This window comes from Streptomyces sp. 8N616 (assembly GCF_052246385.1).
GTDB lineage: Bacteria > Actinomycetota > Actinomycetes > Streptomycetales > Streptomycetaceae > Streptomyces.
This window is the reverse complement of sequence record NZ_JBQQBY010000022.1, coordinates 107270-130633: the sequence shown is the minus strand read 5'-3', so window position 1 is coordinate 130633 and position 23364 is coordinate 107270. Positions and strand designations below refer to the sequence as shown.

Here is a 23364-nt window from a genome sequence, read left to right as displayed (position 1 = left end):
CTTCACACCCCCATGGTGGAGATCGTCGCGGACAGGGCGCCGGCGACCACGCCGGAAGCGGCGGGTACCAGAAGGAACTTGGCGCCGCGGCGGGCGGTTCCGGCCTTCAGATGCCGGCTGAGTGCCAGGAAGTGGGAGGTGGTTGCGGTGTTGCCGAACTCCTCCACGACCGCGAGGGATTCCGGCATGGGGGTCTTGAACTCGGCCTCGCCCGTACGGTTGACGAACTCGATGAAGCGGGTGCCGACCTGGTGCTGGACGATGTAGTCGAAATTCTCGTCGGCGAAGGTCCGGCCGTACTTGGCCAGCAGATCACCGTGGAAGCCGGGCCACAGCCGAAGCCGGTCCTCCTTGTGCATCTGCTTGTTGTCCGTGTAGAGCGCGATGCCCTCGGTCCGGTCGCTGGGCATGCCGAGGCACAGATGCGAGTACTCGGAGCAGGTCATCAGCTCGACGTAGTGGATACGGTCGGTCTCGTCGACCGACTCGTCGAGGAGGACCGCCACGGCGGAGTCGCCCACCGACAGCGAGGCGAACTGAGGGTCGTAGGTGTCGGCGATCTCGGCGGCGGCGGTCTCGGCGACCTTGGTCGCCTGCTCGCCGCTCACCACCAGGCCGTTGCGGACCACCCCGGCCCGGATCATCCGGTCCAGCAGATAGACGCCCGTCATCATCCCGGCGCACGCGTTGGACACATCGAAGGTGATAGCCGAGCGGGCACCCAGCTCGGCAGCGAGCATCGTGGCGAACGAGGGCTCGAAGTAGAAGCGGCCGCCGTCCTTGAACCGGGTGATGGAGGCGGATATGACCACGTCCAACTCGGCAGCTCCGTAGCGGGAATTGGAGAGGCAGTCCAGAGCGGCCCTGACCGCGAGACCGTAGGAGTCCTCGCCCGCTTCCGGCCGTGGGTCGTACACCCTGCGCTCCGTCACCCCTGTGATCCGCTGCAGGTCTAATTCCGGCACGGCGGTCACTTGGGCGACGAGGTCCGGAGTCGGTAGCACGGTAGGCGGCAGATACGCCCCCAGCGCCTCGAAACGGCTGCTCCGTGCGGCGGTCGTGGTCATCGTTCCTCTCCTTGAGTCCGTGCCGAGAGTGCATGCCGAGAGCCCGTGCCAAGCGGCGATCCCCCCTGCCGACCGGCGATCCCCCCCCCATGCCGACCGGAGATCCCCCATGCCGAGCGGCGATCCCTATGCCGAACGGCCATCTCCCACGTGTCGGCGACCCCCAATGCCGCCCGGCGACCCTCGAGCGGGCAGGCCGAGTCAGCCGCGCCGATGGCACGGCTGGGTTACTCGCAGGACAAGCTGCTGATACGGCGGACACGGCCGCGAACCGGCCGGCTCCGTTGCCGGCGCGCGCTCCTTACTCCACGCTCGGGTCTGCACCCTCGGCGGAGTTCCCCCTCGGCCGTAGTCGGTAAGTTACCCCAACGTAGTTATCGCCGTCATATGTGTCGGGAAATGCGAGCGCGGGTTCACACCTCCGTACGGAGCAGGCGTAGGTAGACCACCGAGAACAGCGCGCCGACCAGGAGCAGGAGCAGCGCGACCGCCGTGCCGTAGCCGATCAGGCTCTTCAGGAACGCCTGGTCGTACATGAACACCGGCAGCGTCTGGCTGCGGTTGCCCGGGCCGCCGCGGGTCATGGCCCAGATGAGGCCGAAGACGGACAGCGTCTGGAGGGTGTTGAGCATGAGGTTGGTGCCGATGGAGCGGCGGATCATCGGCAGCGTGATGTGCCACAGCCGCCGGGGGCCGCGTGCGCCGTCGACCTCCGCCGCCTCGGTGATCTCGTTCGGGATCTCGGACAGCGCGGCGGAGTAGACCAGCATCGAAAACGCCGTGCCGCGCCAGACGTTCGCGAAGGACACGGCGAGGATGGGGAGTGTGAACAGCCAGTTCTGGCTGGGGAGATGGAGCCAGTCGAGGATCGCGTTCAGGGTGCCCTCGCGGCGGAAGAAGGCGTAGAGGAGGAAGCCCGCCACGATCTCGGGCAGCACCCAGGCGGCGATGACGATCGCGCCGGTGAGGGTACGGACCGGCTTCGAGGCACGCTGCAGCAGGCCCGCGAGCGCGAGGCCCAGCGTGTTCTGGCCGAGGACCGACGAGATGAAGGTGAAGACGAGGGTCAGGACGACGGCGTTGCGGAAGTCGTCGTCGGCGAAGGCGCGCCGGAAGTTGTCCAGGCCGACGAAGTCGGCGGACGACGAGCCGGTCAGCTGCATGTTGGTGAAGGCGATGTAGATGCAGTAGCCGATCGGCCCGCCGAGGAAGAGCACCAGCAGGAGGGTGGCGGGCGCGAGCGGCAGCCAGCGCAGTGGACTGGGCTTGCGCGGCGGACGCGGACGGTCCGGGTCGGCCGCCTTCCCGGAGGCTGCCACCTTGGCGGTTGCGGTGCCCATCAGGATGTGTTCACCACGGCGCTGTGGGTGGTGAGCTTCGGCCGGGCTGTGCCCATCAGGGTTGTGGTCACCGGGGTTGTGCTCACCAGGGTTGTGCTCACCGGGGCTGTGCTCACCAGGGTTGTGCCCATCAGGGCTGTGCTCACCGGGGCTGTGCTCACCAGGGTTGTGCTCACCAGGATTGTGCTCACCGGGGCTGTGCTCACCAGGGTTGTGCCCATCAGGGTTGTGCTCACCAGGGTTGTGCTCACCGGGGTTGTGCTCACCAGGGTTGTGCTCACCGGGGTTGTGCTCACCAGGGTTGTGCCCGTCAAGCCTGTGCTTGCCAAGGCCGAGCTCGTCAAGGCTGTGCTCACCAGGGTTGTCCTCATGAGGACTTGTTCACCACCGCGCCGTCGGTCATGGACTTCAGCTGCTCGTCGTAGGACTTCGCTGCTTCGCCGGGCGAGGCGTCACCCGTGGTGACCGACTCCATGGCCTCGCCGATGGCCGTGGAGACCTGCGGGTAGACCGGGAGGGCCGGGCGGTAGTGGGTGAACTCCACGAGCTCGGTGAAGAAGTCGATGCCCGGCATGGACTTGAGGTACTTCGGGTCGGCTGCGACGTCCTTGCGGACCGCGATCTGCGCGTTGACCACGTCCCACTCGACCGCGTTCTCCTTCGTCTGGAGCGTCTCGACGAACTTCCAGGCGAGGTCGGGGTTGTTGGCCTTGGCGGGGATCGCCCAAGTCCAGCCGCCGGACATGCTGACCTTGCCGGGCGCCTGCCCCTTCTGGGTCGGCATCGGCGCCTGGCCGAGCACCTTGGACCACTCGGGCCACGGCTTGCCGCCGGACTTCAGCCACTGCTGCCCGATCCAGGAGCCGTCGAGGTTGATCGCGAGCTTGCCCTCGGGCAGCAGCTCGGTGGCCACATGGGTGTTGATGTTGGGGTCGAGGGCGTCCGAGCGGTCCGGGCCGAGCTTCTCGGCGTACACGGTCCGTACGAAGTCCAGGGAGTCGCGGAAACCCTGGCCGCCCGCCACCCACTTCTTGGCCTTCGGGTCGTAGAGCGGGTCAGCGCCCGTGCCGTACAGCAGCATCTCGAAGCCCTGCATGGCCGCGACCTCGCCGGGAGCCTTGCCGGTGTAGACGTTCAGCGGGATGACGCCGGGCACCTTCTTCTTGATGGTGCGGGCCGCCTCGAGGATCTCGTCCCAGTTCTTCGGCTGCCAGTCGGCGGGCAGCCCGGCTTTGGCGAAGATCTCCTTGTTGAACCACAGGCCACGGGTGTCGGTGCCGTCCGGCACGCCGTACGTCTTGCCGTCTTCCGCCTTGGCCGCCGTCTTCGCCGTGTCGATGAACGTGTCCCAGGTGGTCCAGGACTCGAGGTAGGCGTCGAGCGGGCGCAGATAGCCGGCCTTGATGTCGGAGTTGATGCGGAAGGTGTCCTCGTAGACCAGGTCGGGGGCGGTCTTCGGGGAGCGCATCATCTGCTGGACCTTGGTGGCGTAGTCGTTGTCCGGCGCCTGGATCGGGACGAGCTCCACCCTCTTGCCGGGGTTCGCCTTCTCGAACTCCTGCTTCGCCTCGGACAGTTGGCTGTCCTTGAAGCGGATCTTGTTGTCGGTGCTGCGGTTGTAGGCGACCTTCACGGTGTCGGGGTCGCTGCCGGAACCGCCACCGCACGCGGTGAGTGCGGTGGCGGCGAGGACACCGGAGAGGATGATCAGCGGGGCGGTGGGGCGCACGGCACGACCTCCTGTGGAGCACCGGAACGGGGGTGCCGGTTGAACGTACGAGCGCCTGAACGGCCGGTCAATGCCTGTGGATATCCCCTCGTCAGATCCGTGACAACGTTGTTATGCGGCCCCTCGGCCCTGGTCTCGGGCAAGGATCCGGCGGGCGATGTTGAGACCCTTCGGGCCGAGGACGTCCAGGTCGGCCGGCGGGGGCCGACCTGGACGTCATGATCAGGCGAGCCAGGCGATTCAGCGAGTCAGACGAGTCAGACGAGTCAGACGAGTCAGACGAGGTCGAACCGGTCGAGGTTCATCACCTTGTTCCACGCTGCGACGAAGTCGTTCACGAACTTCTCCTTCGCGTCATCGCTCGCGTAGACCTCCGCGAGCGCGCGCAGTTCGGAGTTCGACCCGAAGACGAGGTCGGCACGGCTGCCGGTCCACTTGACCTCGCCCGTGGCGGCGTCGCGACCCTCGAACGTGTTCGCGTCCTCGGACGTCGCCTTCCACGTCGTGCCCAGGTCGAGCAGGTTGACGAAGAAGTCGTTGGTCAAGGACCCGGGGCTCGTGGTGAAGACGCCGAGCGGCGACTGCTGGTGGTTCGCGCCCAGGACGCGGAGGCCACCGACGAGGACCGTCATCTCGGGGGCGCTCAGGGTCAGCAGGTTCGCCCGGTCGAGCAGCAGGTACTCGGCCGGCAGCCGGTTGCCCTTCCCGAGGTAGTTGCGGAACCCGTCGGCGGTCGGCTCGAGCGCGGCGAACGACTCGACGTCGGTCTGCTCCTGCGAGGCGTCCGCGCGGCCCGGCGTGAAGGGGACCTCGACGTCGAAGCCGGCGCCCTTGGCGGCCTGCTCGACGGCCGCACCGCCGGCGAGCACGATCAGGTCGGCGAGCGAGACCTGCTTGCCGCCGGTCTGGGCGGAGTTGAAGGACTGCTGGATCCCTTCCAGGGTGCGCAGCACCGTCGCCAGCTGGTCGGGGTCGTTGACCTCCCACCCGCTCTGCGGCTCGAGGCGGATGCGCGCACCGTTGGCGCCGCCGCGCTTGTCGCTGCCACGGAAGGACGAGGCCGAGGCCCATGCGGTGGACACGAGCTGGGACACCGGCAATCCCGAGGCGAGGATCTGGCCCTTGAGGGAGGCGATGTCCCCGGCGTCGACGAGCTCGTGCGTCACCGCGGGGAGGGGGTCCTGCCACAGCAGCGTCTCCGTCGGGACCTCCGGGCCGAGGTAGCGCACGATCGGGCCCATGTCGCGGTGGGTCAGCTTGAACCACGCCCGGGCGAAGGCGTCCGCGAACTCGTCGGGGTTCTCGAGGAAGCGCCGCGAGATCTGCTCGTAGGCCGGGTCGAACCGGAGCGAGAGGTCGGTCGTCAGCATCGTCGGGGCGTGGCTCTTCGACGCGTCGTGGGCGTCGGGGACGGTACCCGCCCCGACGCCGTCCTTCGGCCTCCACTGGTGCGCGCCGGCGGGGCTCTTGAACAGCTCCCACTCGTAGCCGAACAGGATCTCGAAGAAGCTGTTGTCCCAGGTGATCGGGGTGTTCGTCCAAATCCCCTCGAGACCGCTGGTGATCGTGTCGCCGCCCTTGCCGGTGCCGTGGCTGTTCTTCCAGCCGAGGCCCTGCTCCTCGATCGGGGCGGCCTCGGGGTCGGGGCCGACAGCGTCCGCCGGACCCGCGCCGTGGGTCTTGCCGAAGGTGTGGCCGCCCGCGATCAGGGCGACCGTCTCCTCGTCGTTCATCGCCATCCGGCGGAACGTCTCACGGATGTCGCGGGCCGCGGCGAGCGGGTCCGGGTTGCCGCTCGGGCCCTCCGGGTTGACGTAGATGAGGCCCATCTGGACCGCGCCGAGGGGATTCTCCAGCTCCCGGTCGCCGGTGTAGCGCTCGTCGCCGAGCCAGGTGGTCTCGGGACCCCAGTAGACGTCCTCGTCGGGCTCCCAGACGTCCGCACGACCGCCGCCGAAGCCGAAGGTCTTGAAGCCCATCGACTCCAGGGCGACGTTCCCGGCGAGGATCATGAGGTCGGCCCACGAGAGGCTCTGGCCGTACTTCTTCTTGACCGGCCACAGCAGGCGGCGAGCCTTGTCGAGGTTCCCGTTGTCCGGCCAGCTGTTGAGGGGGGCGAAGCGCTGCTGGCCGGCCCCGCCGCCGCCGCGGCCGTCGCTGATCCGGTAGGTGCCCGCGCTGTGCCACGCCATCCGGATCATGAACGGGCCGTAGTGGCCGAAGTCGGCGGGCCACCAGTCCTGCGAGGTCGTCAGCACCTCCGCGATGTCCCGCTTCACCGCCGGAAGGTCGAGGGTCTTGAACGCCTCGGCGTAGTCGAACTCCTCGCCCAGGGGGTCGGCCACGGCGGGGTTCTTGGCCAGGATCTTCAGGTTGAGCCGCTCCGGCCACCACTGGCGGTTTCCGCCGCCCTGAGTCGGGTGCGGGGCGCGCCCGTGCGCGACCGGGCAGCCGCCTCCGCCCTCCGTCTTCGCGTCTGTGACGATTGCTTCATGGTTCTCAGACATGGGAACCCTTCCGGACTAGGTGGATCACGGTGCTCAGGAACTGCGGACGGTGGAACAGCCGGGGCACAAGCCCCGGTTGATGACCTCGGCCTCGTCGATCGAGAAGCCGCGGTCGTCGGACGCGGTCAGGCAGGGGCCTCGCCGACCGCGCAGTCGATGCCGGCGACGACAGCAGGGATGCGCTCGCGGTTGAAGTGGGTAGGCGGGCGTCGGCGGCCCGGTGCTCCCGTCTGCTGAACCGTCACGTCCTTCTCCCCGCTGTTGTCCTGTCCCTTGGCTGTCGCCGGAACCGATCCTACGATGGACTAAATCCAAGTCAATACGAGAACCAGACCCATACGAATTCATTCGTCAGACGATGCACTGTTAGGCTGGTGGCCATGAGTGACCTGCTGGAACGACTTCGCGGACGTGGCTGGCGGATGACCGCCCAGCGCCGGGTCGTCGCCGAGGTACTCGACGGCGAGCACGTCCACCTCACCGCGGACGAGGTGCTCGCGCGCGCCACCGCCCGGCTGCCGGAGGTCTCCCGCGCGACCGTCTACAACACCCTCGGTGAGCTCGTCGCGCTCGGCGAGGTGATCGAGGTGGCCACCGATGGCCGCGCCAAGCGCTACGACCCGAACGCCCACCGCCCCCACCACCACTTGGTGTGCTCGCGCTGCGGCGCCATCCGTGACGTCCACCCCGGCGGCGACCCACTGGCCGATCTGCCCGCCTCCGAGCGGTTCGGCTTCACTGTCTCCGATGTCGAGGTGACCTACCGGGGCCTGTGCCCCGACTGCGCCCGCGCCTGAACCGGCACCCGTCCACCGGGTACCGGGTACCGGGGTGCGGCCGCCATGTCGCGTTCTCGCGGGGTGCGCCGAGGGCAGCGCCCCGGCGCAGCCTCCCTACCCGTTCGGGGCCGTATCCGCCACCTCGCTGCCGGTGGCTGGCTCCGCGCCGACGAGGAGCTCGCGGTCACGCTCATCCACGCCACGCCACGGCACGTGGCACCGTGCTCACCTGGCTGTCCCTGCCCGAAGACCGTATGCCGGAGAAGATACGGATCGTAGGTCTCGAGGAGCACGTCGCCTTGCCGGTATTACTCGATGCCTGGGCGCGGGCGGGTGCCGCGGATCCCGCAGCTGGGCTACGGCGACGAGCCGTTCGCGCCGGCCACCCGGAGCGGTTCCAGGCGCTTGCGGCCATCCCGATACCGGTACCCGAAGCCGCCGTTGAGGAACTGGAACGCGCGGTCAGGCAGCTCGGCTTCCGCGGCGCGACGCTGTACGGCGCACGGGGGACAGGCTGGCCGACGCACCGGAGTTCGACGACCTCTACGCAGCCGCCGAGCGACTCCGGGGCCCTGCAGCCGGCCACCGCGGGGCTGGGCGCGGCCGAGCCCGAGGCCCGGCTCAGCGCAGGCTCAACCAGCGGTAGCAGAGCTCTGGGCGGCCGATCTGGCCGTACTGCGGGCTGCGTTCGGCCCGACCCGCGCCCACCAGGTGCTCCAGGTAGCGGCGTGCCGTAATGCGCGAGATGCCCACTGTCTCGCCCGCCGTGCTCGCAGTGATGCCCTGGGGCCCCGCATCGCGCAGCGCCCGCGTCACCGCCTCCAGGGTCGGGCCGCTCAACCCCTTGGGCAGTGCGGCCGGTTGGGGCGCACGCAGGGCGGCGAGCGCGCGGTCCACCTCGTCCTGGCCGCTCGCCTCGCCCACGGTCGCGCGGAACTCGGCGTAGCGGACGAGCCGGTCGCGCAGGGTCGCGAAGGTGAACGGCTTCAGCACGTACTGCACGACCCCGAGCGAGACGCCCTCGCGCACTACGGCCAGGTCGCGGGCCGAGGTCACCGCGATCACATCGGCCGCGTGCCCGGCCGCGCGCAGCGACCGTACGAGCTGCAGCCCGTGGCCATCGGGCAGGTAGAGGTCCAGGAGCAGCAGATCCACGGGTTCGCGCTCGAGATGGCGCTGCGCCTCGCCGCCGGAGTGCGCGGTTCCGGCGACCGTGAAGCCCGGCACCCGCCCGACGTAGAGCGCGTGCGCGTCGGCCGCGACCGGGTCGTCCTCGACGACGAGTACGCGGATGGGCGGGCGGGCCGCCGTCGTCCGGTGGGTCACGTGCCCGCCCCCGTCCGCAGCGGGAGCCGTACGGTGAACTCGGCGCCGCCGATTGGGCAGTTCTGCTCGGTCATGTGCCCACCCCCGCTCTGAGGGGGAGCCGTACGGTGAACTCCGCGCCGCCGTCGGCCGAGTGGTCGAGCCGGATGGTTCCGCCGTTGCGGCGGACGGCCTGGCGGACCAGGGCAAGGCCCAGGCCACGGCTGCCGGCCGGAGACGCGGGGGCCTTGGTGCTCCAGCCGCGCCGGAAGATCTCGTCCACCTCGGCCGCGTCCACGCCAGGACCGTTGTCCGAGACCCGCAGCAACAGCTCTGCTTCGTCGGCGAGTGCTGTCACCGTGACCCGCGCACGGCGGCCCGCGTGGGCCCGGTCTGCATCCCAGTTGGCTCCCCCAGCGGCAGCGTCAACGGCATTGTCGATGAGGTTGCCGAGCACCGTCACCAGGTCGCGGGCCGGCACCGTGTCAGGGAGCACTCCGTCGTGGATGCTGCTGTCCGGAGTGAGGACCAACTCGACGCCGCGCTCGTTCGCCTGGGCCGCCTTCCCCAGCAGCAGAGCCGCGAGCACCGGCTCCGCGACCGCCCCCACCACCGTGTCGGTGAGTGCCTGCGCGAGCTCGAGCTCCGCTGTGGCGAACTCGACCGCCTCGTCCGCCCGACCCAGCTCGATCAGCGACACGACGGTGTGCAGCCGGTTCGCCGCCTCGTGGGCCTGCGAGCGCAGCGCCTCGGTGACGCCGCGTACGGAGTCCAGCTCGCCGGACAGGGCCTGCAGCTCGGTGTGGTCCCGCAGGGTCACGACCGTGCCGCGCTTCTCCCCGCTGGAGACGGGCGAGGTGTTGACCACCACGATCCGGTCGGCGGTCATATGGACCTCGTCCACGCGTGGCTCCGCGGCCAGCAGCGCGCCGGTGAGCGGGGCGGGCAGGCCCAGCTCAGCGACGTTGCGTCCGACCACATCAGGACCGACGCCACGTAGTTCGCGCCCCGCGTCGGGGCCATTCCGGTTCACCACGTCCTCGCGGCGCTTCGGGTCCAACGCGTCCAACGCGTCCAGCCCCAGCAGCTCGCGCCCGGCGTCGGGGCCATTCCGGTTCACCACGTCCTCGCGGCGCTTCGGGTCCAACGCGTCCAACGCGTCCAGCCCCAGCAGCTCGCGCCCGGCATCGTTGATGAGTGCGATGCGCCGCTGTCCGTCCAGCATCAGCAGTCCCTCGCGCACCGCGTGCAGCGCGGCCTGGTGGTAGTCGTGCATCCGGCTCAGTTCGGCCGCGTTCATGCCGTGCGTGTGGCGGCGCAGCCGGGCGTTGACCACGTATGTGGCGATGCCGCCCAGCACCACCGCCGCGGCCGCCACCACCAGCAGCCCGGCCAGTTGCCGCTCCACCTGTGCGCTGATCCGCTCGACCGTGATACCCGCGCTGACCAGGCCGATGATCCGCCCGTCGGCGCGCTCGCCGTCCCGTATCGGGGTCACCACGCGCACCGAGGGGCCGAGTGTGCCGGTGTAGGTCTCGGTGAAGGTACGGCCCTGGAGCGCGGGGCCGGTGTGGCCCAGGAACTCCTGGCCGATGCGGGCCGGGTCCGGGTGGGTCCAGCGGATGCCCCGCGGGTTCATGATCGTGACGAAGGCGACCCCGGTGTCCTTGCGGACCCGCTCCGCGTACGGCTGGAGCAGCGCCGACGGGTCGTCGCCGTGGATCGCCGCCCGTACGGAGGGGGAGTCGGCTATGGCCCGCGCCGCGGCGGTCGCCTGGCGGCCCGCCGCGTCCTCGGCCTGGCCCCTGGCGGTGAGGTACGCGAAGATCGCGCATCCGGCCACCACGGCAGCGACCAGCACGACCTGCATCGCGAAGAGCTGGCCTGCCAGGCTGCGGGGACGGGGGACGCGCATGACGCCAGTCTGCCTGGCCGATGACGTGCGGCGGAAAGCACTGTGCAGCGGAAACCCTCCGTGAACGAAATGAACGCAAGGGTGACGCCGGTCACACGCTGATGGATATTCACCGGGAAGTCCAGGACGTGAGCCGCACGTACTGTGCCAGGACAAGGAGACGACCGTGGCTGCGCAGACCCTGCCACACCAGCCGCCGGACCAGCCCGGACAGCCGGGACGGACCACCCGGCCGAAGAAGCGGGACCGGACCCACTACCTCTACCTCGCCGTGATCGGAGCCGTGCTCCTCGGCATCGTGGTCGGCTTCGCCGCTCCCGGCGTGGCCGTCGAGCTGAAGCCCCTGGGCACCGGCTTCGTGAATCTGATCAAGATGATGATCTCGCCCATCATCTTCTGCACGATCGTGCTGGGCGTCGGTTCCGTACGGAAGGCCGCGAAGGTCGGCGCGGTGGGCGGACTGGCGCTCGGCTACTTCCTGGTGATGTCCACCATCGCCCTCGCGATCGGCCTGGTCGTCGGCAACATCCTCGAGCCGGGCTCCGGGCTGCACCTCACCGACGCCGCGCGGAGCGCGGGCGAGGCGCAGGCCGAGGGCGCGAGCTCGTCCACCGCGGACTTCTTGCTCGGCGTCATCCCGACCACTCTCGTCTCCGCCTTCACCGGCGGCGAGGTGCTGCAGACGCTGCTGGTCGCCCTCCTCGTCGGCTTCGCGCTGCAGGCGATGGGACCGGCGGGCGAGCCGGTCCTCCGGGGGGTCGGGCACATCCAGCGGCTCGTCTTCCGCGTGCTCTCGATGATCATGTGGGTGGCGCCGGTCGGCGCGTTCGGCGCCATCGCCGCGGTGGTCGGCGAGACGGGCCTCGACGCGCTCAAGTCACTCGCCGTCATCATGCTCGGCTTCTACGCGACCTGCCTGGTCTTCGTCTTCGTGGTGCTGGGCACCCTGCTGCGGCTCGTCGCCGGGATCAGCCTCGTCGCGCTGCTGAAGTACCTGGCACGCGAGTTCCTGCTGATCCTGTCCACGTCCTCGTCGGAGTCGGCGCTGCCGCGCCTCATCGCGAAAATGGAGCACCTGGGCGTCAGCAAGCCGGTCGTCGGCATCACCGTCCCGACCGGCTACTCCTTCAACCTCGACGGCACGGCCATCTACCTGACCATGGCCTCGCTGTTCGTCGCCGAGGCGCTGGGCGACCCGCTCTCGCTCGGCCAGCAGATCTCGCTGCTCGTTTTCATGGTCATCGCCTCGAAGGGCGCGGCGGGCGTCACGGGCGCGGGCCTGGCCACCCTCGCGGGCGGCCTGCAGTCCCACCGGCCCGAGCTCCTGGACGGCGTCGGCCTCATCGTCGGCATCGACCGCTTCATGAGCGAGGCCCGGGCGCTGACGAACTTCGCGGGCAACGCGGTGGCCACGGTGCTCATCGGCACCTGGACCAAGGAGATCGACAAGTCACGGGTGGGCGAAGTGCTGGCCGGGAAGCTGCCGTTCGACGAGCGGACACTCCTCGACGACGACGGCCACGGCGCACCCTCCGCCGACGGCGACGAGGCCCCGGAGCCGCGCGGCGGCGCGGGCAAGGAGACCGTCACGGTCTGACGGGTCTGACGGGTCGGACGGGTCTGACGGGTCGGACGCGCTCGCTCATGGGCGTACGGGCACACGATGCTCGTACGCCCGTGAGCATCGGAGGCCTAGGACCGTGCGGCCACCAGGCCGAAATACAGGGGGCCTGGAGCCAGCGGGTGGCGAAGAGTGCGCATCCGAGTGAAGGTGTGGCGCGGACAGGCCCGGTGCCGCCGGCCGAGGACGAACGCGGCGCCGTCAGCCGGGCTCGCCGGCGGCGCGGATGAGCACCCGGGCGGTGAGCTGCCCGCCCTGGACGGCGTGTTCGGCCCTGGCCGGGCGGCAGCGGTCCTGTTCCGGGTCGTATTCGGTCATGACGACACCGGCGTGGTCGGTGGCGGGCTCTTCCAGGTGCACGGGCCAGCCACGGCTGTCGAGGGCGGCGGCGAACTCCCGGGAGTACCTGCTCTCGATGGCCGGGTCCGCCGTCCCGTGGACGAGCCATACGGGGAGGGGAGGGGCGGGCGTGGTGGCGAGGTCGCTCAGGGGGATGGTTCCCGTGGTGCGCGCAGCCCAGTCGTATCGGGACGCGATGCCGGCGACGGCCATCGGGCGCCAGCCGCCGACGAGTTCGGGGCGCAGCGCGACGCCCATCGCCGCCGGGGCCCCTGCCGACCAACCGGCGAGCACGATCCGGTCGGTGTTCCCGCCGAGAGCGGCCGCCTGGTCGCGGGCGAAGTCGAGCGACTCGAGGAGATGCGCGCGCCCGTCGTCGGGGGCGTCCGAGCGCCAGTCGGGCACCAGGACGTTCAGGCCCGACCGCGCCACCGCCTCGGCCAGCGGCTGGAGTACGTCCCGCTCGTCCGGTCCCTTGCCGTGCCAGAGCAGCACGGTGGGCACGGCGGTGTCGTGGGCCCCCGCCCGCGGGCGGTACACATCGATCGCCTTGCCGCTCGCGCTGTGGGCGAGGGTGTGTGTCACATCGAGATCTAAGGTCACGTCAGGCGTTCCTGTTCCGTGGTGGTCGTGCACTGGTCGTCGTGTATCGGTCTTCGTACTGGTCTTCGTACTGGTCTTCGTACTGGGGGTCGTGCTGGTCATCGCGTACTGGGGGGCCGTCGAGTGATCTCCCTGTCTCTGCCGGTGCTCGGGGCAATCTGACCGCACACACGCGTGCCAGTCGATGCACAGGCCGGGCTGCACCTTACGCAGGCCGGTGCCAGATGGTTGCCAGGGGTGGAAGCACCGCCGTGATGCTGTGCCCCTTTATGCAGGCCGGTGCCAGATGGTTGCCAGGGGTGGAAGCACCGTCGTGATGCTGTGCCCCTTTATGCAGGCCGGTGCCAGATGGTTGCCAGGGGTGGAAGCACCGTCGTGATGCTCTGCCCCTTTATGCAGGCCGCAGCCAGATCGTTGCCAAGGGCGGAAGCACCGCCGTGATGCTGTTCTTGTGGGCCTGCCAGGGGACCGGTTCCGTCTTCAGCAGGTCCGGGTTGGTGACGTCGCCGCCGCCGAAGCGGGCCGCGTCCGTGTTGAGGATCTCCTGCCAGCCGGTGTACTGCCCCGGGACGCCGAGGCGGTAGTCGTGCCGGACCACCGGCGAGAAGTTGCTGACGCACAGGAGCGGGTTGCCGAAGGCGTCGTGCCGGGTGAAGGCGAAGACATTGTCGTCCGCCGCGCCGCCCTCGACCCAGCTGAAGCCCGTCGGGTCGGTGTCGCGCTCCCACAGGGCGCGCTCGTCCGCGTAGATCCGGTTGAGCTCGCGCACCAGGTCCCGTACGCCCCGGTGGTCGCCCGCCGAGTGATACGTGTCGTCCAGCAGCCACCACTCCGGGCCGTGCGCCTCCGACCACTCCGCGCCCTGCGCGAACTCCTGCCCCATGAAGAGCAGTTGCTTGCCCGGGTGGGCCCACATGAAGGCGAGGTACGCGCGGTGGTTGGCGCGCCGCTGCCACCAGTCGCCGGGCATCTTCGTCACCAGCGCCTGCTTGCCGTGCACCACTTCGTCGTGCGAGATGGGCAGGACGTAGTTCTCGCTGTAGGCGTACACCATCGAGAACGTCATCTCGTTGTGGTGGTACTTGCGGTGGACCGGCTCCTTCGCCATGTACCCCAGCGAGTCGTGCATCCAGCCCATGTTCCACTTCAGGCCGAAGCCGAGGCCGCCGAAGCCGCCTGGGCCGGTGTGGTGGGTGGCCCGGGTGACGCCATCCCAGGCGGTGGACTCCTCGGCGATCGTCACGACGCCCGGGCAGCGCCGGTAGACGGTCGCGTTCATCTCCTGGAGGAAGCGGACGGCGTCGAGGTTCTCGCGGCCGCCGAACTCGTTGGGCGTCCACTGGCCGCCCTCGCGCGAGTAGTCGAGGTAGAGCATGGAGGCGACGGCGTCGACCCGCAGGCCGTCGATATGGAACTCCTCGCACCAGTAGACGGCGTTCGCGACCAGGAAGTTGCGGACCTCGGCGCGGCCGTAGTCGAACTCGAGCGTGCCCCAGTCGGGGTGCTCGGCGCGGCTCGGGTCCGACGGCTCGTACAGCGGTGTCCCGTCGAACCCGGCCAGCGCCCAGTCGTCCTTCGGGAAGTGCGCGGGCACCCAGTCGACGATGACGCCGATCCCGGCCCGGTGCAGGGCGTCGACGAGGAATTTGAAGTCGTCGGGGGTGCCGAGGCGGGCGGTCGGCGCGTAGTAGGAGGTGACCTGGTAGCCCCAGGAGCCGCCGAAGGGGTGCTCGGCGACCGGCATCAGCTCCACGTGCGTGAAGCCGAGGTCCTTGACGTACGAGGGCAGCTGCTCGGCGAGCTGCCGGTAGGTCAGGCCGGGGCGCCAGGAGGCGAGGTGCACCTCGTAGACCGAGAACGGCGACTCGTGCGCGCGGTGGTCGGCGCGGTGCGCCATCCACGCGTCGTCGCCCCAGGTGTGGTGGGAGGCCGTGACGACCGAGGCGGTGTCCGGCGGGCACTCGGTGCGGCGGGCCATCGGGTCGGCGCGGAGGGTGCGCGAGCCGTCGGGGCGTGCGATGTCGAACTTGTAGAGCGTGCCCTCACCCACGCCCGGCAGGAACAGCTCCCAGATGCCGCACGAGCCCATCGAGCGCATGGGAGAGCCGGTGCCGTCCCAGAAGTTGAAGTCGGCGGCGAGGCGGACCCCGCGGGCGTTCGGGGCCCAGACGGTGAAGCGGGTGCCTGCGACGCCCTGATGGGTCATCGGGTGCGCGCCGAGGGCGTCCCACAGCTGCTCGTGGCGGCCCTCGGAGATCAGGTACAGATCGACCTCGCCGAGGGCGGGCAGGAAGTGGTACGGGTCGTGGGCCTCGAGCGTGACGCCGTTGTCGTACGCCACTTCGAGCCGGTAGTCGGGGATCTCGGTGAGCGGCAGCACGCCCGCGAAGAGGCCGTCCGCCTCGGAGAGGAGTTCCGCGCGCAGGCCGTCGGCGACGACCGTGACGGATGCGGCGAACGGCCGCAGGGCGCGGAAGAGGACACCGCCGGGGGTGGGGTGCGCGCCGAGCAGCGCGTGCGGATCGTGATGCTCGCCGGCGAGCAGCCGCTGCCGTTCGCCGGGCTCCAGCGGCGCGGCGGCCCGCACGCCGGGGCGGGCGGACCCGGGCCGCACGGTGCCCGTACGGGCGGGGGCGGGCCCGGACTTCTGCGGGGCCGAGCGCCGGGGCGAGGCCACGGACGGGCGGGTGTCGGGCGAGGGGCGGCGGGTCACGGGTGGGTCCTCCTCGGACGGGCGGGCGGCGGGCAGCGGCGGGCGGGGACGGGCGGGTGGCCCGCGAGGCGGTGGGTGGCGGCCATCGGCACCGGGAGGCGGGTCATGGGTGGGTCGCGGTGGGCGGGGACGTGTGGGGAGAGCCCGCGAGGCGGTGGATGGCGGCCATCGGCACCGAGAGGCGGTCATGGGTGGGTCGCGGCGGGCGGGGACGTGTGGGGAGAGCCCGCGAGGCGGTGGATTGCGGCCATCGGTACCGAGAGCCAGTCCGGCCGGTGCCGCGCCTCGTAGAGCACCTCGTACACCGCCTTGTCCGTCTCGTACGCGCGCATCAGCTCCGGCTCCTGGCGCGGGTCGACGCCCGCCGCCTCCGCGTATCCGTCGCAGTACGCGGCGCGGTTGCGGCGCGCCCACTCCTGCGCCCAGGCGGACGAGTCGGGGCCCGGGCGGGAGGCGCGGGCCGCGTAGTCGAAGGAGCGGAGCATTCCGGCGATGTCGCGGGCCACCGGCTGGAGGCGGCGGCGTTCGGAGATGGGGCGGGCCGGTTCGCCCTCGAAGTCGATCAGGGCCCAGCGGCCGTCAAGGGCCGCGCGCAGGGTCTGGCCGAGGTGCAGATCACCGTGTATCCGCTGGGCCGGCCACGTGCGGCCGCGCCTGCCGAGCTCGGCGAGGTCGTCGAAGGCGGCGCGGAGCGGATCGCGGTAGGGGCGCAGCGCGGGGACCGCCGCCGTGGCGGCGTCGAGGCGCTCCGTCATGCCCGCCGCCAGCAGTTCGATCTGCTGTCTGCGCAGCACCGCTGTCGGCAGTACGGCCGCCAGCGCGGTGTGCACCTCGGCCGTGGCGCGGCCGAGTGCGCGCGCCGAACCGCTGAAGTCGGCCCGTACGGAGAGGGAGTTGAGGGCGAGTTGCCAGCCGTCGGCGGAGCCGCGCAGGAAGGGTTGCAGGATGCCGAGCGTCATGGGTTCGGCCGTCGAGGTCTCGAACCAGGCCGTGGGGTGCGGCACCCGGTCGCAGCCCGCGCGGGCGAGCGCGAGCGGCAGTTCCAGGTCGGGGTTGACGCCGGCGCCGATCCGCCGGAAGACCTTGAGGATGTACGTATCGCCGTACACCACCGAGGAGTTGGACTGCTCGGCGGTGACCGGCCGCGGGTTCAGGGCGGAGGCGATGGCGGTGGAGGGGGCCCGGGTGAAGCGCAGCGAGCCGAGCCGGCCCGGCACCCGCAGCCGCTCCAGCAGCAGCCCCGCGAGCCGCGGGTCATGGAGCGCCTCGTAGATCGTACGGCCGTGCAGCGGACCGCTGGTGGGGCGGCCGATCAGCGCGTGGGCCAGGTGGGGCGGGAGGGCGGAGCGGATGCCGAGCAGCAACTGGTAGCAGTCACCGGCGCCCGTCCCGGCCTGCGGCGGCCCGGACTGCTGGGCGCGTACGAGGAGGTGGAGCAGACCGGGGGCCGCGCCGCCGGCCCCGCAGGGCAGCAGCTCGGTGGCGGAGACCAGGGAGAAGCCGGTGACGGGCCGGCCTTTTCCCGCGAACCACCGCTGGCGCGGCAGCCATTCGCGCAGCAGCGGTACGAGCGAGGGGAGCAGCGCACGGGGAGCAGGGGCGGGCGGACCCGTGGGGGGAGGGGTGGGCGGCGCCGTGGGGGCAGTGGTGGTTTCACCGGTCGGGTTGGCGCGGGTCGTGCCTTCCGACATGGTGTCGCGTCGGGCGGTGTCGGATGGCGGGGCCGTGGGGGCAGGGGTGGTTTCACCGGTCGGGTTGGCGCGGGTTGTGCCTTCCGACATGGTGTCGCGTCGGGCGGTGTCGGATGGCGGGGCCGTGGGGGCAGGGGTGGTTTCACCGGTCGGGTTGGCGCGGGTTGTGCCTTCCGACATGGTGTCGCGTCCTTTCCCCGGGCACACCACAGATGGGCAGAGTGTCCCGGATTGCGGCAAAGCTGTCCGGCGGTGCGGGACGTGTCGGGAGAGGATCGTCCGTACAGGTAAGGCGATTGGCCTATTCGCTGCACGGTGCTGGGGTCACGCGCGGGTGTATTGGGAGAGGTTGCCCATGGCGGGACGGCGGAAACCGGAATCTTTCCCCATCCCGCCACGTGTCAGGCGCCTTTCAGCCCCGCGGGGTGCCCGGTTTCAGCTCGGCGCGGCGCCCGGCCGGCGCAGCCGGAACCAGTAGAAGCCGTGTCCGGCGAGCGTGAGCAGATACGGCAGTTCCCCGATGGCCGGGAAGCGCACCCCGCCGATCAGCTCCACCGGGTGCCGCCCGTTGAAGGACTGCAGGTCAAGCTCCGTCGGCTGTGCGAACCGCGAGAAGTTGTTGACGCAGAGGACGAGATCGTCGCCCTGTCCCTCGACGGAAGGGGCCTCGCGGAGGAAGGCGAGCACGGCCGGGTTGCTGGAGGGCAGTTCGGTGTACGAGCCGAGGCCGAACGCCGGGTTCTGCTTGCGGATCTCGATCATCCGGCGGGTCCAGTGCAGCAGTGAGGACGGCGAGGACATCGACGCCTCGACGTTGGTGACCTGGTAGCCGTAGACCGGGTCCATGATGGTCGGCAGGTAGAGCCGCCCCGGATCGCAGGAGGAGAAGCCCGCGTTGCGGTCCGGCGTCCACTGCATCGGGGTGCGCACCGCGTCGCGGTCGCCGAGCCAGATGTTGTCGCCCATGCCGATCTCGTCGCCGTAGTAGAGGATCGGCGAACCGGGCAGGGACAGCAGCAGGGCGGTGAACAGCTCGATCTGGTTGCGGTCGTTGTCGAGCAGGGGTGCGAGGCGGCGCCGGATGCCGATGTTGGCGCGCATCCGCGGGTCCTTGGCGTACTCCGCGTACATGTAGTCGCGCTCTTCGTCCGTGACCATCTCGAGGGTCAGCTCGTCGTGGTTGCGGAGGAAGACGCCCCACTGGCAGCCGGACGGAATGGCCGGGGTCTTGGCGAGGATTTCCGATACGGGATATCTCGACTCTCTCCGCACCGCCATGAAGATCCGTGGCATGACGGGAAAGTGGAAGGCCATGTGGCACTCGTCGCCGCCCTTGGCGTAGTCGCCGAAGTAGTCGACGACGTCCTCGGGCCACTGGTTGGCCTCGGCGAGCAGCACGGTGTCCGGGTAGTGCGCGTCGATCTCGGCGCGGACCCGCCTGAGCATCTCGTGCGTACGCGGCAGGTTCTCGCAGTCGGTGCCCTCCTCCGCGTAGAGGTAGGGCACGGCGTCCAGTCGGAAGCCGTCGATGCCGAGGTCGAGCCAGAACCGGAGCGCCGAGATGATCTCCTCCTGCACGGCCGGGTTCTCGAAGTTGAGGTCCGGCTGGTGGGAGAAGAAACGGTGCCAGTAGTACTGCTTGCGGACCGGGTCGAAGGTCCAGTTGGACGCCTCGGTGTCGACGAAGATGATGCGGGCGTCCTGGTACTGCTTGTCGTCGTCGGCCCAGACGTAGTAGTCCCCGTACGGACCTTCCGGGTCCCGGCGTGACTCCTGGAACCACGGGTGCTGGTCGCTGGTGTGGTTCATGACGAAGTCGATGATCACGCGCATGCCGCGCTGGTGCGCCGCGTCGACGAACTCCACGAAGTCGGCGAGGTCACCGAAGTCGGGGAGGACGGAGGTGTAGTCGGAGACGTCGTAGCCGCCGTCGCGCAGCGGGGACTTGAAGAACGGCGGCAGCCAGAGACAGTCGACGCCCAGCCACTGCAGGTAGTCGAGCTTCGCGGTGAGGCCCTTGAGGTCGCCGATGCCGTCGCCGTTGCTGTCCTGGAAGGAGCGGACCAGCACCTCGTAGAAGACGGCGCGTTTGAACCAGTCGGGGTCGCGGTCCCCCGCCGGTGTGTCCTCGAAGGTGTCCTGGACGGGCTCGTTGACGATCATGTTGTGGGTGACCCTCCGATCGGTGAGGACGGTCGCAGGGAGAGCACGTGCGCGGGCGTGACACCCGGCTCGAGGCGCACATAGTTGTCCCTGCCCCAGTGATAGGTCTCGCCGGTGAGCTCATCGCGCACCGGGACGGACTCGTCCCAGTCCAGGCCGAGTTCCGGCATGTCCAACGAGACCGTTGCCTCCTGGGTGTGGTGGGGGTCGAGGTTGACCACGGTGATCACGCAGTCGGCTGCGGAGCGCTTGGAGTAGGCGATCACGTTGTCGTTGTCGGCCCGGTGGAAGTGCAGGCTGCGCAGCTGCTGCAGGGCCGGGTGGCGGCGCCTGATCCGGTTGAGCGCGGTGATGAGCGGCGCGATCGTACGGCTCTCCCGCTCGGCCGCCTCCCAGTCGCGCGGGCGCAGCTCGTATTTCTCGGAGTTCAGGTACTCCTCGCTGCCCGGCCGCAGCGGCGTGTTCTCGCACAGTTCGTAGCCCGCGTAGACGCCCCAGGCGGGGGAGAGGGTGGCGGCGAGGACGGCGCGGGTCTCGAAGGCGGCGCGCCCGCCGTTCTGGAGGTAGGCGTGCAGGATGTCGGGCGTGTTCACAAAGAAATTCGGCCGCATGTACGAGGCCGCGTCGCCGGACAGCTCGGTGAGGTATTCGGTCAGCTCCTGCTTGCTGTTGCGCCAGGTGAAGTAGGTGTACGACTGCTGGAAGCCGATCGCGGCGAGGGTGTGCATCATCGCGGGCCTGGTGAACGCCTCGGCCAGGAAGATGACATCGGGGTCGGTGCGGTTGATGTCACCGATGACCTTCTCCCAGAAGGAGACCGGCTTGGTGTGCGGGTTGTCGACCCGGAAGATCCGCACCCCGTGGTCCATCCAGAAGCGCAGCACCCGCAGCGTCTCGCGGGTGATCCCGCGCAGGTCGGCGTCGAAGGCGACCGGGTAGATGTCCTGGTACTTCTTCGGCGGGTTCTCGGCGTACGCGATGGTGCCGTCGGCCCGGTGGTGGAACCACTCGGGGTGCTTCCGCACCCAGGGGTGGTCGGGCGAGCACTGCAGCGCGAAGTCGAGCGCGACCTCGAGCCGCAGGTCCCGCGCCTTCTCCACGAAGCGGTCGAAGTCCTCGATGGTGCCGAGGTCGGGGTGGATCGCGTCGTGGCCGCCGGCGGAGGAGCCGATCGCCCACGGCGAGCCCACGTCGTACCGCCCGGCCGACAGGGAGTTGTTCGGGCCCTTGCGGAACGCGGTGCCGATGGGGTGGATGGGCGGGAGGTAGACGACGTCGAAGCCCATTGCGGCGATGGCGGGCAGCCGCTCGCCCGCGGTGCGGAAGCTGCCGCTCAGCGGGGGGCGGTCCTCCTTCACGACCGCGCCCTCGGAGCGGGGGAAGAACTCGTACCACGACCCGTACAGGGCGCGCCGCCGCTCGACCTGGAGGGGGAGCGGGCGGGAGGAGCTGACCAGTTCGCGCAGTGGGTGGCGGTCCAGGGTGGCCACGACCTCGGGGGCGAGTGCCGCGGCCAGCCGGGCGGCGGCGGGGCGGAGTTCGTCGCGCAGCGCGTCGGCGGCGCTCAGCACGCACTCGCGGCCCTCGCTCTTGGGCACCCCGGCGGCGGCCTGCTCGTGCAGCTCGGCGCCCTCGGCGAGGACGAGGGAGGTGTCGATCCCGGCGGGAATCTTGATCTTGGCGTGATGGCGCCAGGTGGCGACCGGGTCGCCCCAGGCCTCGACCGTATACGTCCAGCGGCCCTCGCCGTCGGGCGTGACCTCGGCGCCCCAGCGGTCGGTGCCGGGCGCGAGTTCGCGCATCGGGTTCCACGGTCCGGCGCGGCCGGCCGGGTCACGCAGCACCACATTCGCGGCGACCGCGTCGTGGCCCTCGCGAAAAACAGTGGCGGTGACGAGAAAACTCTCACCCGCCACCGCCTTCGCAGGACGCCGCCCGCAGTCGACGAGCGGGCGGATGTCGAGTACGGGAATGCGTCCGATCACGGGATCACCTGGAGGCGTTGCGGTTTCAGCCGCTTTACGGGCTTTTGTACTTTCTATCTGCTTCTTTGGAGGCGTGCTGGCTGCGGGCATGGCCGCTCCTGTCCGCGTTCACTCAGGTGGGCGACTGTGTCCTTGGGGGTGGTGCGCGGGGGGCGAGGGTTGGTTACCGGGGGAGCCTGCCCAGGAGGAACGTGCCTGCAATCCGGTGAGCACGGGGCTACCGCTCCGTAAGGGTAAAAACAAGAAAGCGGCCCCGCGGCGGGTGCCGCGGGGCCGCTCTTTCGGGTCAGGTCCGGAACGGGCGAGAACAGCTCCGGATCAGGGCGATGCTGGGTGTCGGGTTGTCAGTTCTTCACCTGGAGCAGGAGGTTCGGGGAGCCGGGGCCCGCAAGGCCGACCTTGCCGGACGCCGCATTGTTCACCAGCGCCGTCCGGACGGCCTCCGGGCTCGCCGACGGGTGCCCGCCGAGGTACAGCGCCGCGGCGCCCGCGGTGTGCGGTGCCGCCATGGAGGTGCCGGAGATGGTGTCGGACGCGGTGTCCGAAGAGTTCCAGGCCGAGGTGATGTCCACGCCCGGCGCGAACAGATCGACCGTACCGCCCCAGTTGGAGAACCAGGCCCGGCTGTCGTTCTTCTCGGTCGCGCCGACGGTGATGGCCTCCTTCACCCGTGCGGGTGAGGTCAGGTCTGCGGGGAGGCCGTCGTTGCCGGCCGCGACAGCGAAGGTCACCCCGGACGCGATGGCGTTGCGCACGGCGGTGTCCAGCGACGGGCTGGCGACTCCGCCCAGGCTCATATTGGCCACCGCGGGCTTCTTCGCGTTCTTGACCACCCAGTCGATGCCCGCGATCACCTGCGCCGTGGTGCCCGACCCCTCGTCGTCCAGCACCCGCACGGCCACGACGTTGGCCCTCTTCGCCACGCCGTACGAGGTGCCGGCGACCGTTGCGGCGACATGCGTCCCGTGGCCGTGGCCGTCGTTCGCGGTGGCGTCGTTGTCGATGAAGTCCCAGCCGCTGCGCGCCCGGCCACCGAAGTCCTGGTGCGAGGTCCTGACACCGGTGTCGATGATGTACGCCGTCGCACCCGATCCCCCGCTATCGGGCGAGGTGTACGAGTTGTCCAGCGGCAGGTCGGCCTGGTCGATCCGGTCCAGGCCCCAGGACGGCGGGTTCTTCTGGGTGGCAACCAGGGACATCTTGGTGTCCTGGGCGACGGAGGCCACCTGGGGATCGGCCGCGAGCTGACTGGCCTGCGTCGGCGAGAGCCCTACCGCGTAGCCGTTGAGCGCCTCGGTGTACGTCTGGCGTATCTTCGCGCCGTACTTGCGGGCGAGGTCCTTGCCCGCCTCGGAGGAGGCGGCGATCCCGTCCGAGCCGGACTTCAAAGTGACGATGTAGCTGCCGCTGACGGCGCCGGGTTCGCCGGCGCCCAGTATTCGGCCCTCGTCCGGGGCGGCTTGCGCGGGCAGGGTGACGGCGCAGATACCGGCGGCGAGCGCGGCCGCCGTCACAGTCACAGTCACCTTCGAGCGGCGCGAAGCATGACGTGGTCTCACGGGCATGAGGCCCCCAATCGATCGGGGTGTCGGTTACCGACTAGTCAC

General features: G+C 70.2%; 16 protein-coding genes and 1 pseudogene. 4 read left to right on the top strand and 13 right to left on the bottom strand.

Translation table 11 applies throughout. The features are described 5' to 3' along the window. Positions 1–2: 2 nt before the first annotated feature. Both ACTWQC_RS21340 and ACTWQC_RS21335 read right to left on the bottom strand, forming a co-directional pair. Positions 3–1067 (bottom strand): 3-oxoacyl-ACP synthase III family protein, encoded by a 1065-nt coding sequence (locus ACTWQC_RS21340; RefSeq protein ID WP_443317354.1) that lies wholly within the window; start codon positions 1065–1067, stop codon positions 3–5. Between the two features lie 413 nt (positions 1068–1480). Further along, complete coding sequence (locus ACTWQC_RS21335; RefSeq protein ID WP_443317353.1) at positions 1481–2407, bottom strand: carbohydrate ABC transporter permease; 927 nt, start codon at positions 2405–2407, stop codon at positions 1481–1483. Between the two features lie 6 nt (positions 2408–2413). Here ACTWQC_RS21335 and ACTWQC_RS21330 point away from each other — a divergent pair, with 6 nt between their 5' ends. Next, complete coding sequence (locus ACTWQC_RS21330; RefSeq protein ID WP_443317352.1) at positions 2414–2872, top strand: pentapeptide repeat-containing protein; 459 nt, start codon at positions 2414–2416, stop codon at positions 2870–2872. Here the strand turns inward: ACTWQC_RS21330 and ACTWQC_RS21325 are convergent. The 3 genes and pseudogenes from ACTWQC_RS21325 to ACTWQC_RS21315 form a co-directional block, all read right to left on the bottom strand. Continuing rightward, complete coding sequence (locus ACTWQC_RS21325) at positions 2775–4136, bottom strand: ABC transporter substrate-binding protein (RefSeq protein WP_443317351.1); 1362 nt, start codon at positions 4134–4136, stop codon at positions 2775–2777. The two genes, ACTWQC_RS21330 and ACTWQC_RS21325, sit on opposite strands and share 98 nt — an antisense overlap. 275 nt (positions 4137–4411) lie before the next feature. Then, positions 4412–6643: a catalase/peroxidase HPI gene (gene katG, locus ACTWQC_RS21320; RefSeq protein WP_443317350.1), complete on the bottom strand. Its 2232-nt coding sequence runs from the start codon at positions 6641–6643 to the stop codon at positions 4412–4414. A gap of 33 nt (positions 6644–6676) precedes the next feature. Then, positions 6677–6810 (bottom strand): annotated as a pseudogene (locus ACTWQC_RS21315) (transcriptional repressor); the annotation flags it as partial. 213 nt (positions 6811–7023) lie between these two features. Between ACTWQC_RS21315 and ACTWQC_RS21310 the strand changes: the two are divergent. Continuing rightward, positions 7024–7440, top strand: a complete 417-nt coding sequence (locus ACTWQC_RS21310; protein ID WP_443317349.1) for a Fur family transcriptional regulator — start codon at positions 7024–7026, stop codon at positions 7438–7440. 236 nt (positions 7441–7676) lie between these two features. Next, entirely contained in the window at positions 7677–8159 is a 483-nt protein-coding gene (locus tag ACTWQC_RS21305) for an amidohydrolase family protein (protein WP_443317372.1), read from the top strand. On the opposite strand, the gene ACTWQC_RS21300 is transcribed toward ACTWQC_RS21305, so the two are convergent. Both ACTWQC_RS21300 and ACTWQC_RS21295 read right to left on the bottom strand, forming a co-directional pair. Further along, the gene (locus tag ACTWQC_RS21300; protein ID WP_443317348.1) at positions 8044–8748 is read right to left on the bottom strand and encodes a response regulator; all 705 of its coding nucleotides are present in this window, start codon (positions 8746–8748) and stop codon (positions 8044–8046) included. The genes ACTWQC_RS21305 and ACTWQC_RS21300 overlap by 116 nt on opposite strands. Positions 8749–8818: 70 nt before the next feature. Next, entirely contained in the window at positions 8819–10642 is a 1824-nt protein-coding gene (locus ACTWQC_RS21295) for a sensor histidine kinase (protein ID WP_443317347.1), read from the bottom strand. Positions 10643–10823: 181 nt separating this feature from the next. Here ACTWQC_RS21295 and ACTWQC_RS21290 point away from each other — a divergent pair, with 181 nt between their 5' ends. Continuing rightward, positions 10824–12239, top strand: coding sequence for a cation:dicarboxylate symporter family transporter (locus ACTWQC_RS21290; RefSeq protein WP_443317371.1), 1416 nt, complete (start codon positions 10824–10826; stop codon positions 12237–12239). A 225-nt stretch (positions 12240–12464) separates the two neighbouring features. Here ACTWQC_RS21290 and ACTWQC_RS21285 read toward each other — a convergent pair whose 3' ends face one another. The 6 genes from ACTWQC_RS21285 to ACTWQC_RS21260 form a co-directional block, all read right to left on the bottom strand. Then, entirely contained in the window at positions 12465–13205 is a 741-nt protein-coding gene (locus ACTWQC_RS21285) for an alpha/beta hydrolase (protein WP_443317346.1), read from the bottom strand. Between the two features lie 391 nt (positions 13206–13596). Beyond that, complete coding sequence (glgB, locus tag ACTWQC_RS21280; protein ID WP_443317345.1) at positions 13597–16107, bottom strand: 1,4-alpha-glucan branching enzyme; 2511 nt, start codon at positions 16105–16107, stop codon at positions 13597–13599. Beyond that, on the bottom strand, positions 16104–17609 hold the full coding sequence (locus tag ACTWQC_RS21275; RefSeq protein ID WP_443317370.1) for a maltokinase N-terminal cap-like domain-containing protein: 1506 nt from the start codon (positions 17607–17609) through the stop codon (positions 16104–16106). The genes glgB and ACTWQC_RS21275 overlap by 4 nt, the downstream gene beginning before the upstream one ends. 435 nt (positions 17610–18044) lie before the next feature. After that, the gene (treS, locus tag ACTWQC_RS21270) at positions 18045–19772 is read right to left on the bottom strand and encodes a maltose alpha-D-glucosyltransferase (protein WP_443317344.1); all 1728 of its coding nucleotides are present in this window, start codon (positions 19770–19772) and stop codon (positions 18045–18047) included. Further along, positions 19769–21757 carry an alpha-1,4-glucan--maltose-1-phosphate maltosyltransferase gene (locus tag ACTWQC_RS21265; protein ID WP_443317343.1) on the bottom strand — a complete coding sequence of 663 codons (1989 nt, stop codon included), beginning with the start codon at positions 21755–21757 and terminating at the stop codon, positions 19769–19771. Before ACTWQC_RS21265 ends, treS begins: the two co-directional genes overlap by 4 nt. A gap of 344 nt (positions 21758–22101) precedes the next feature. Continuing rightward, complete coding sequence (locus ACTWQC_RS21260) at positions 22102–23322, bottom strand: S8 family peptidase (RefSeq protein ID WP_443317342.1); 1221 nt, start codon at positions 23320–23322, stop codon at positions 22102–22104. Positions 23323–23364: the final 42 nt, after the last annotated feature.

Excerpts from the sequence above, each read along its gene's own strand:
- ACTWQC_RS21340 (WP_443317354.1), bottom strand. The coding sequence starts at position 1,067 with ATGACCACGACCGCCGCACGGAGCAGCCGTTTCGAGGCGCTGGGGGCG.
- ACTWQC_RS21335 (WP_443317353.1), bottom strand. The coding sequence starts at position 2,407 with ATGGGCACCGCAACCGCCAAGGTGGCAGCCTCCGGGAAGGCGGCCGAC.
- katG (WP_443317350.1), bottom strand. The coding sequence starts at position 6,643 with ATGTCTGAGAACCATGAAGCAATCGTCACAGACGCGAAGACGGAGGGC.
- ACTWQC_RS21310 (WP_443317349.1), top strand. The coding sequence starts at position 7,024 with ATGAGTGACCTGCTGGAACGACTTCGCGGACGTGGCTGGCGGATGACC.
- ACTWQC_RS21305 (WP_443317372.1), top strand. The coding sequence starts at position 7,677 with ATGCCGGAGAAGATACGGATCGTAGGTCTCGAGGAGCACGTCGCCTTG.
- ACTWQC_RS21295 (WP_443317347.1), bottom strand. The coding sequence starts at position 10,642 with ATGCGCGTCCCCCGTCCCCGCAGCCTGGCAGGCCAGCTCTTCGCGATG.
- glgB (WP_443317345.1), bottom strand. The coding sequence starts at position 16,107 with ATGACCGCCTCTCGGTGCCGATGGCCGCCATCCACCGCCTCGCGGGCT.
- ACTWQC_RS21275 (WP_443317370.1), bottom strand. The coding sequence starts at position 17,609 with ATGTCGGAAGGCACGACCCGCGCCAACCCGACCGGTGAAACCACCACT.
- treS (WP_443317344.1), bottom strand. The coding sequence starts at position 19,772 with ATGATCGTCAACGAGCCCGTCCAGGACACCTTCGAGGACACACCGGCG.
- ACTWQC_RS21260 (WP_443317342.1), bottom strand. The coding sequence starts at position 23,322 with ATGCCCGTGAGACCACGTCATGCTTCGCGCCGCTCGAAGGTGACTGTG.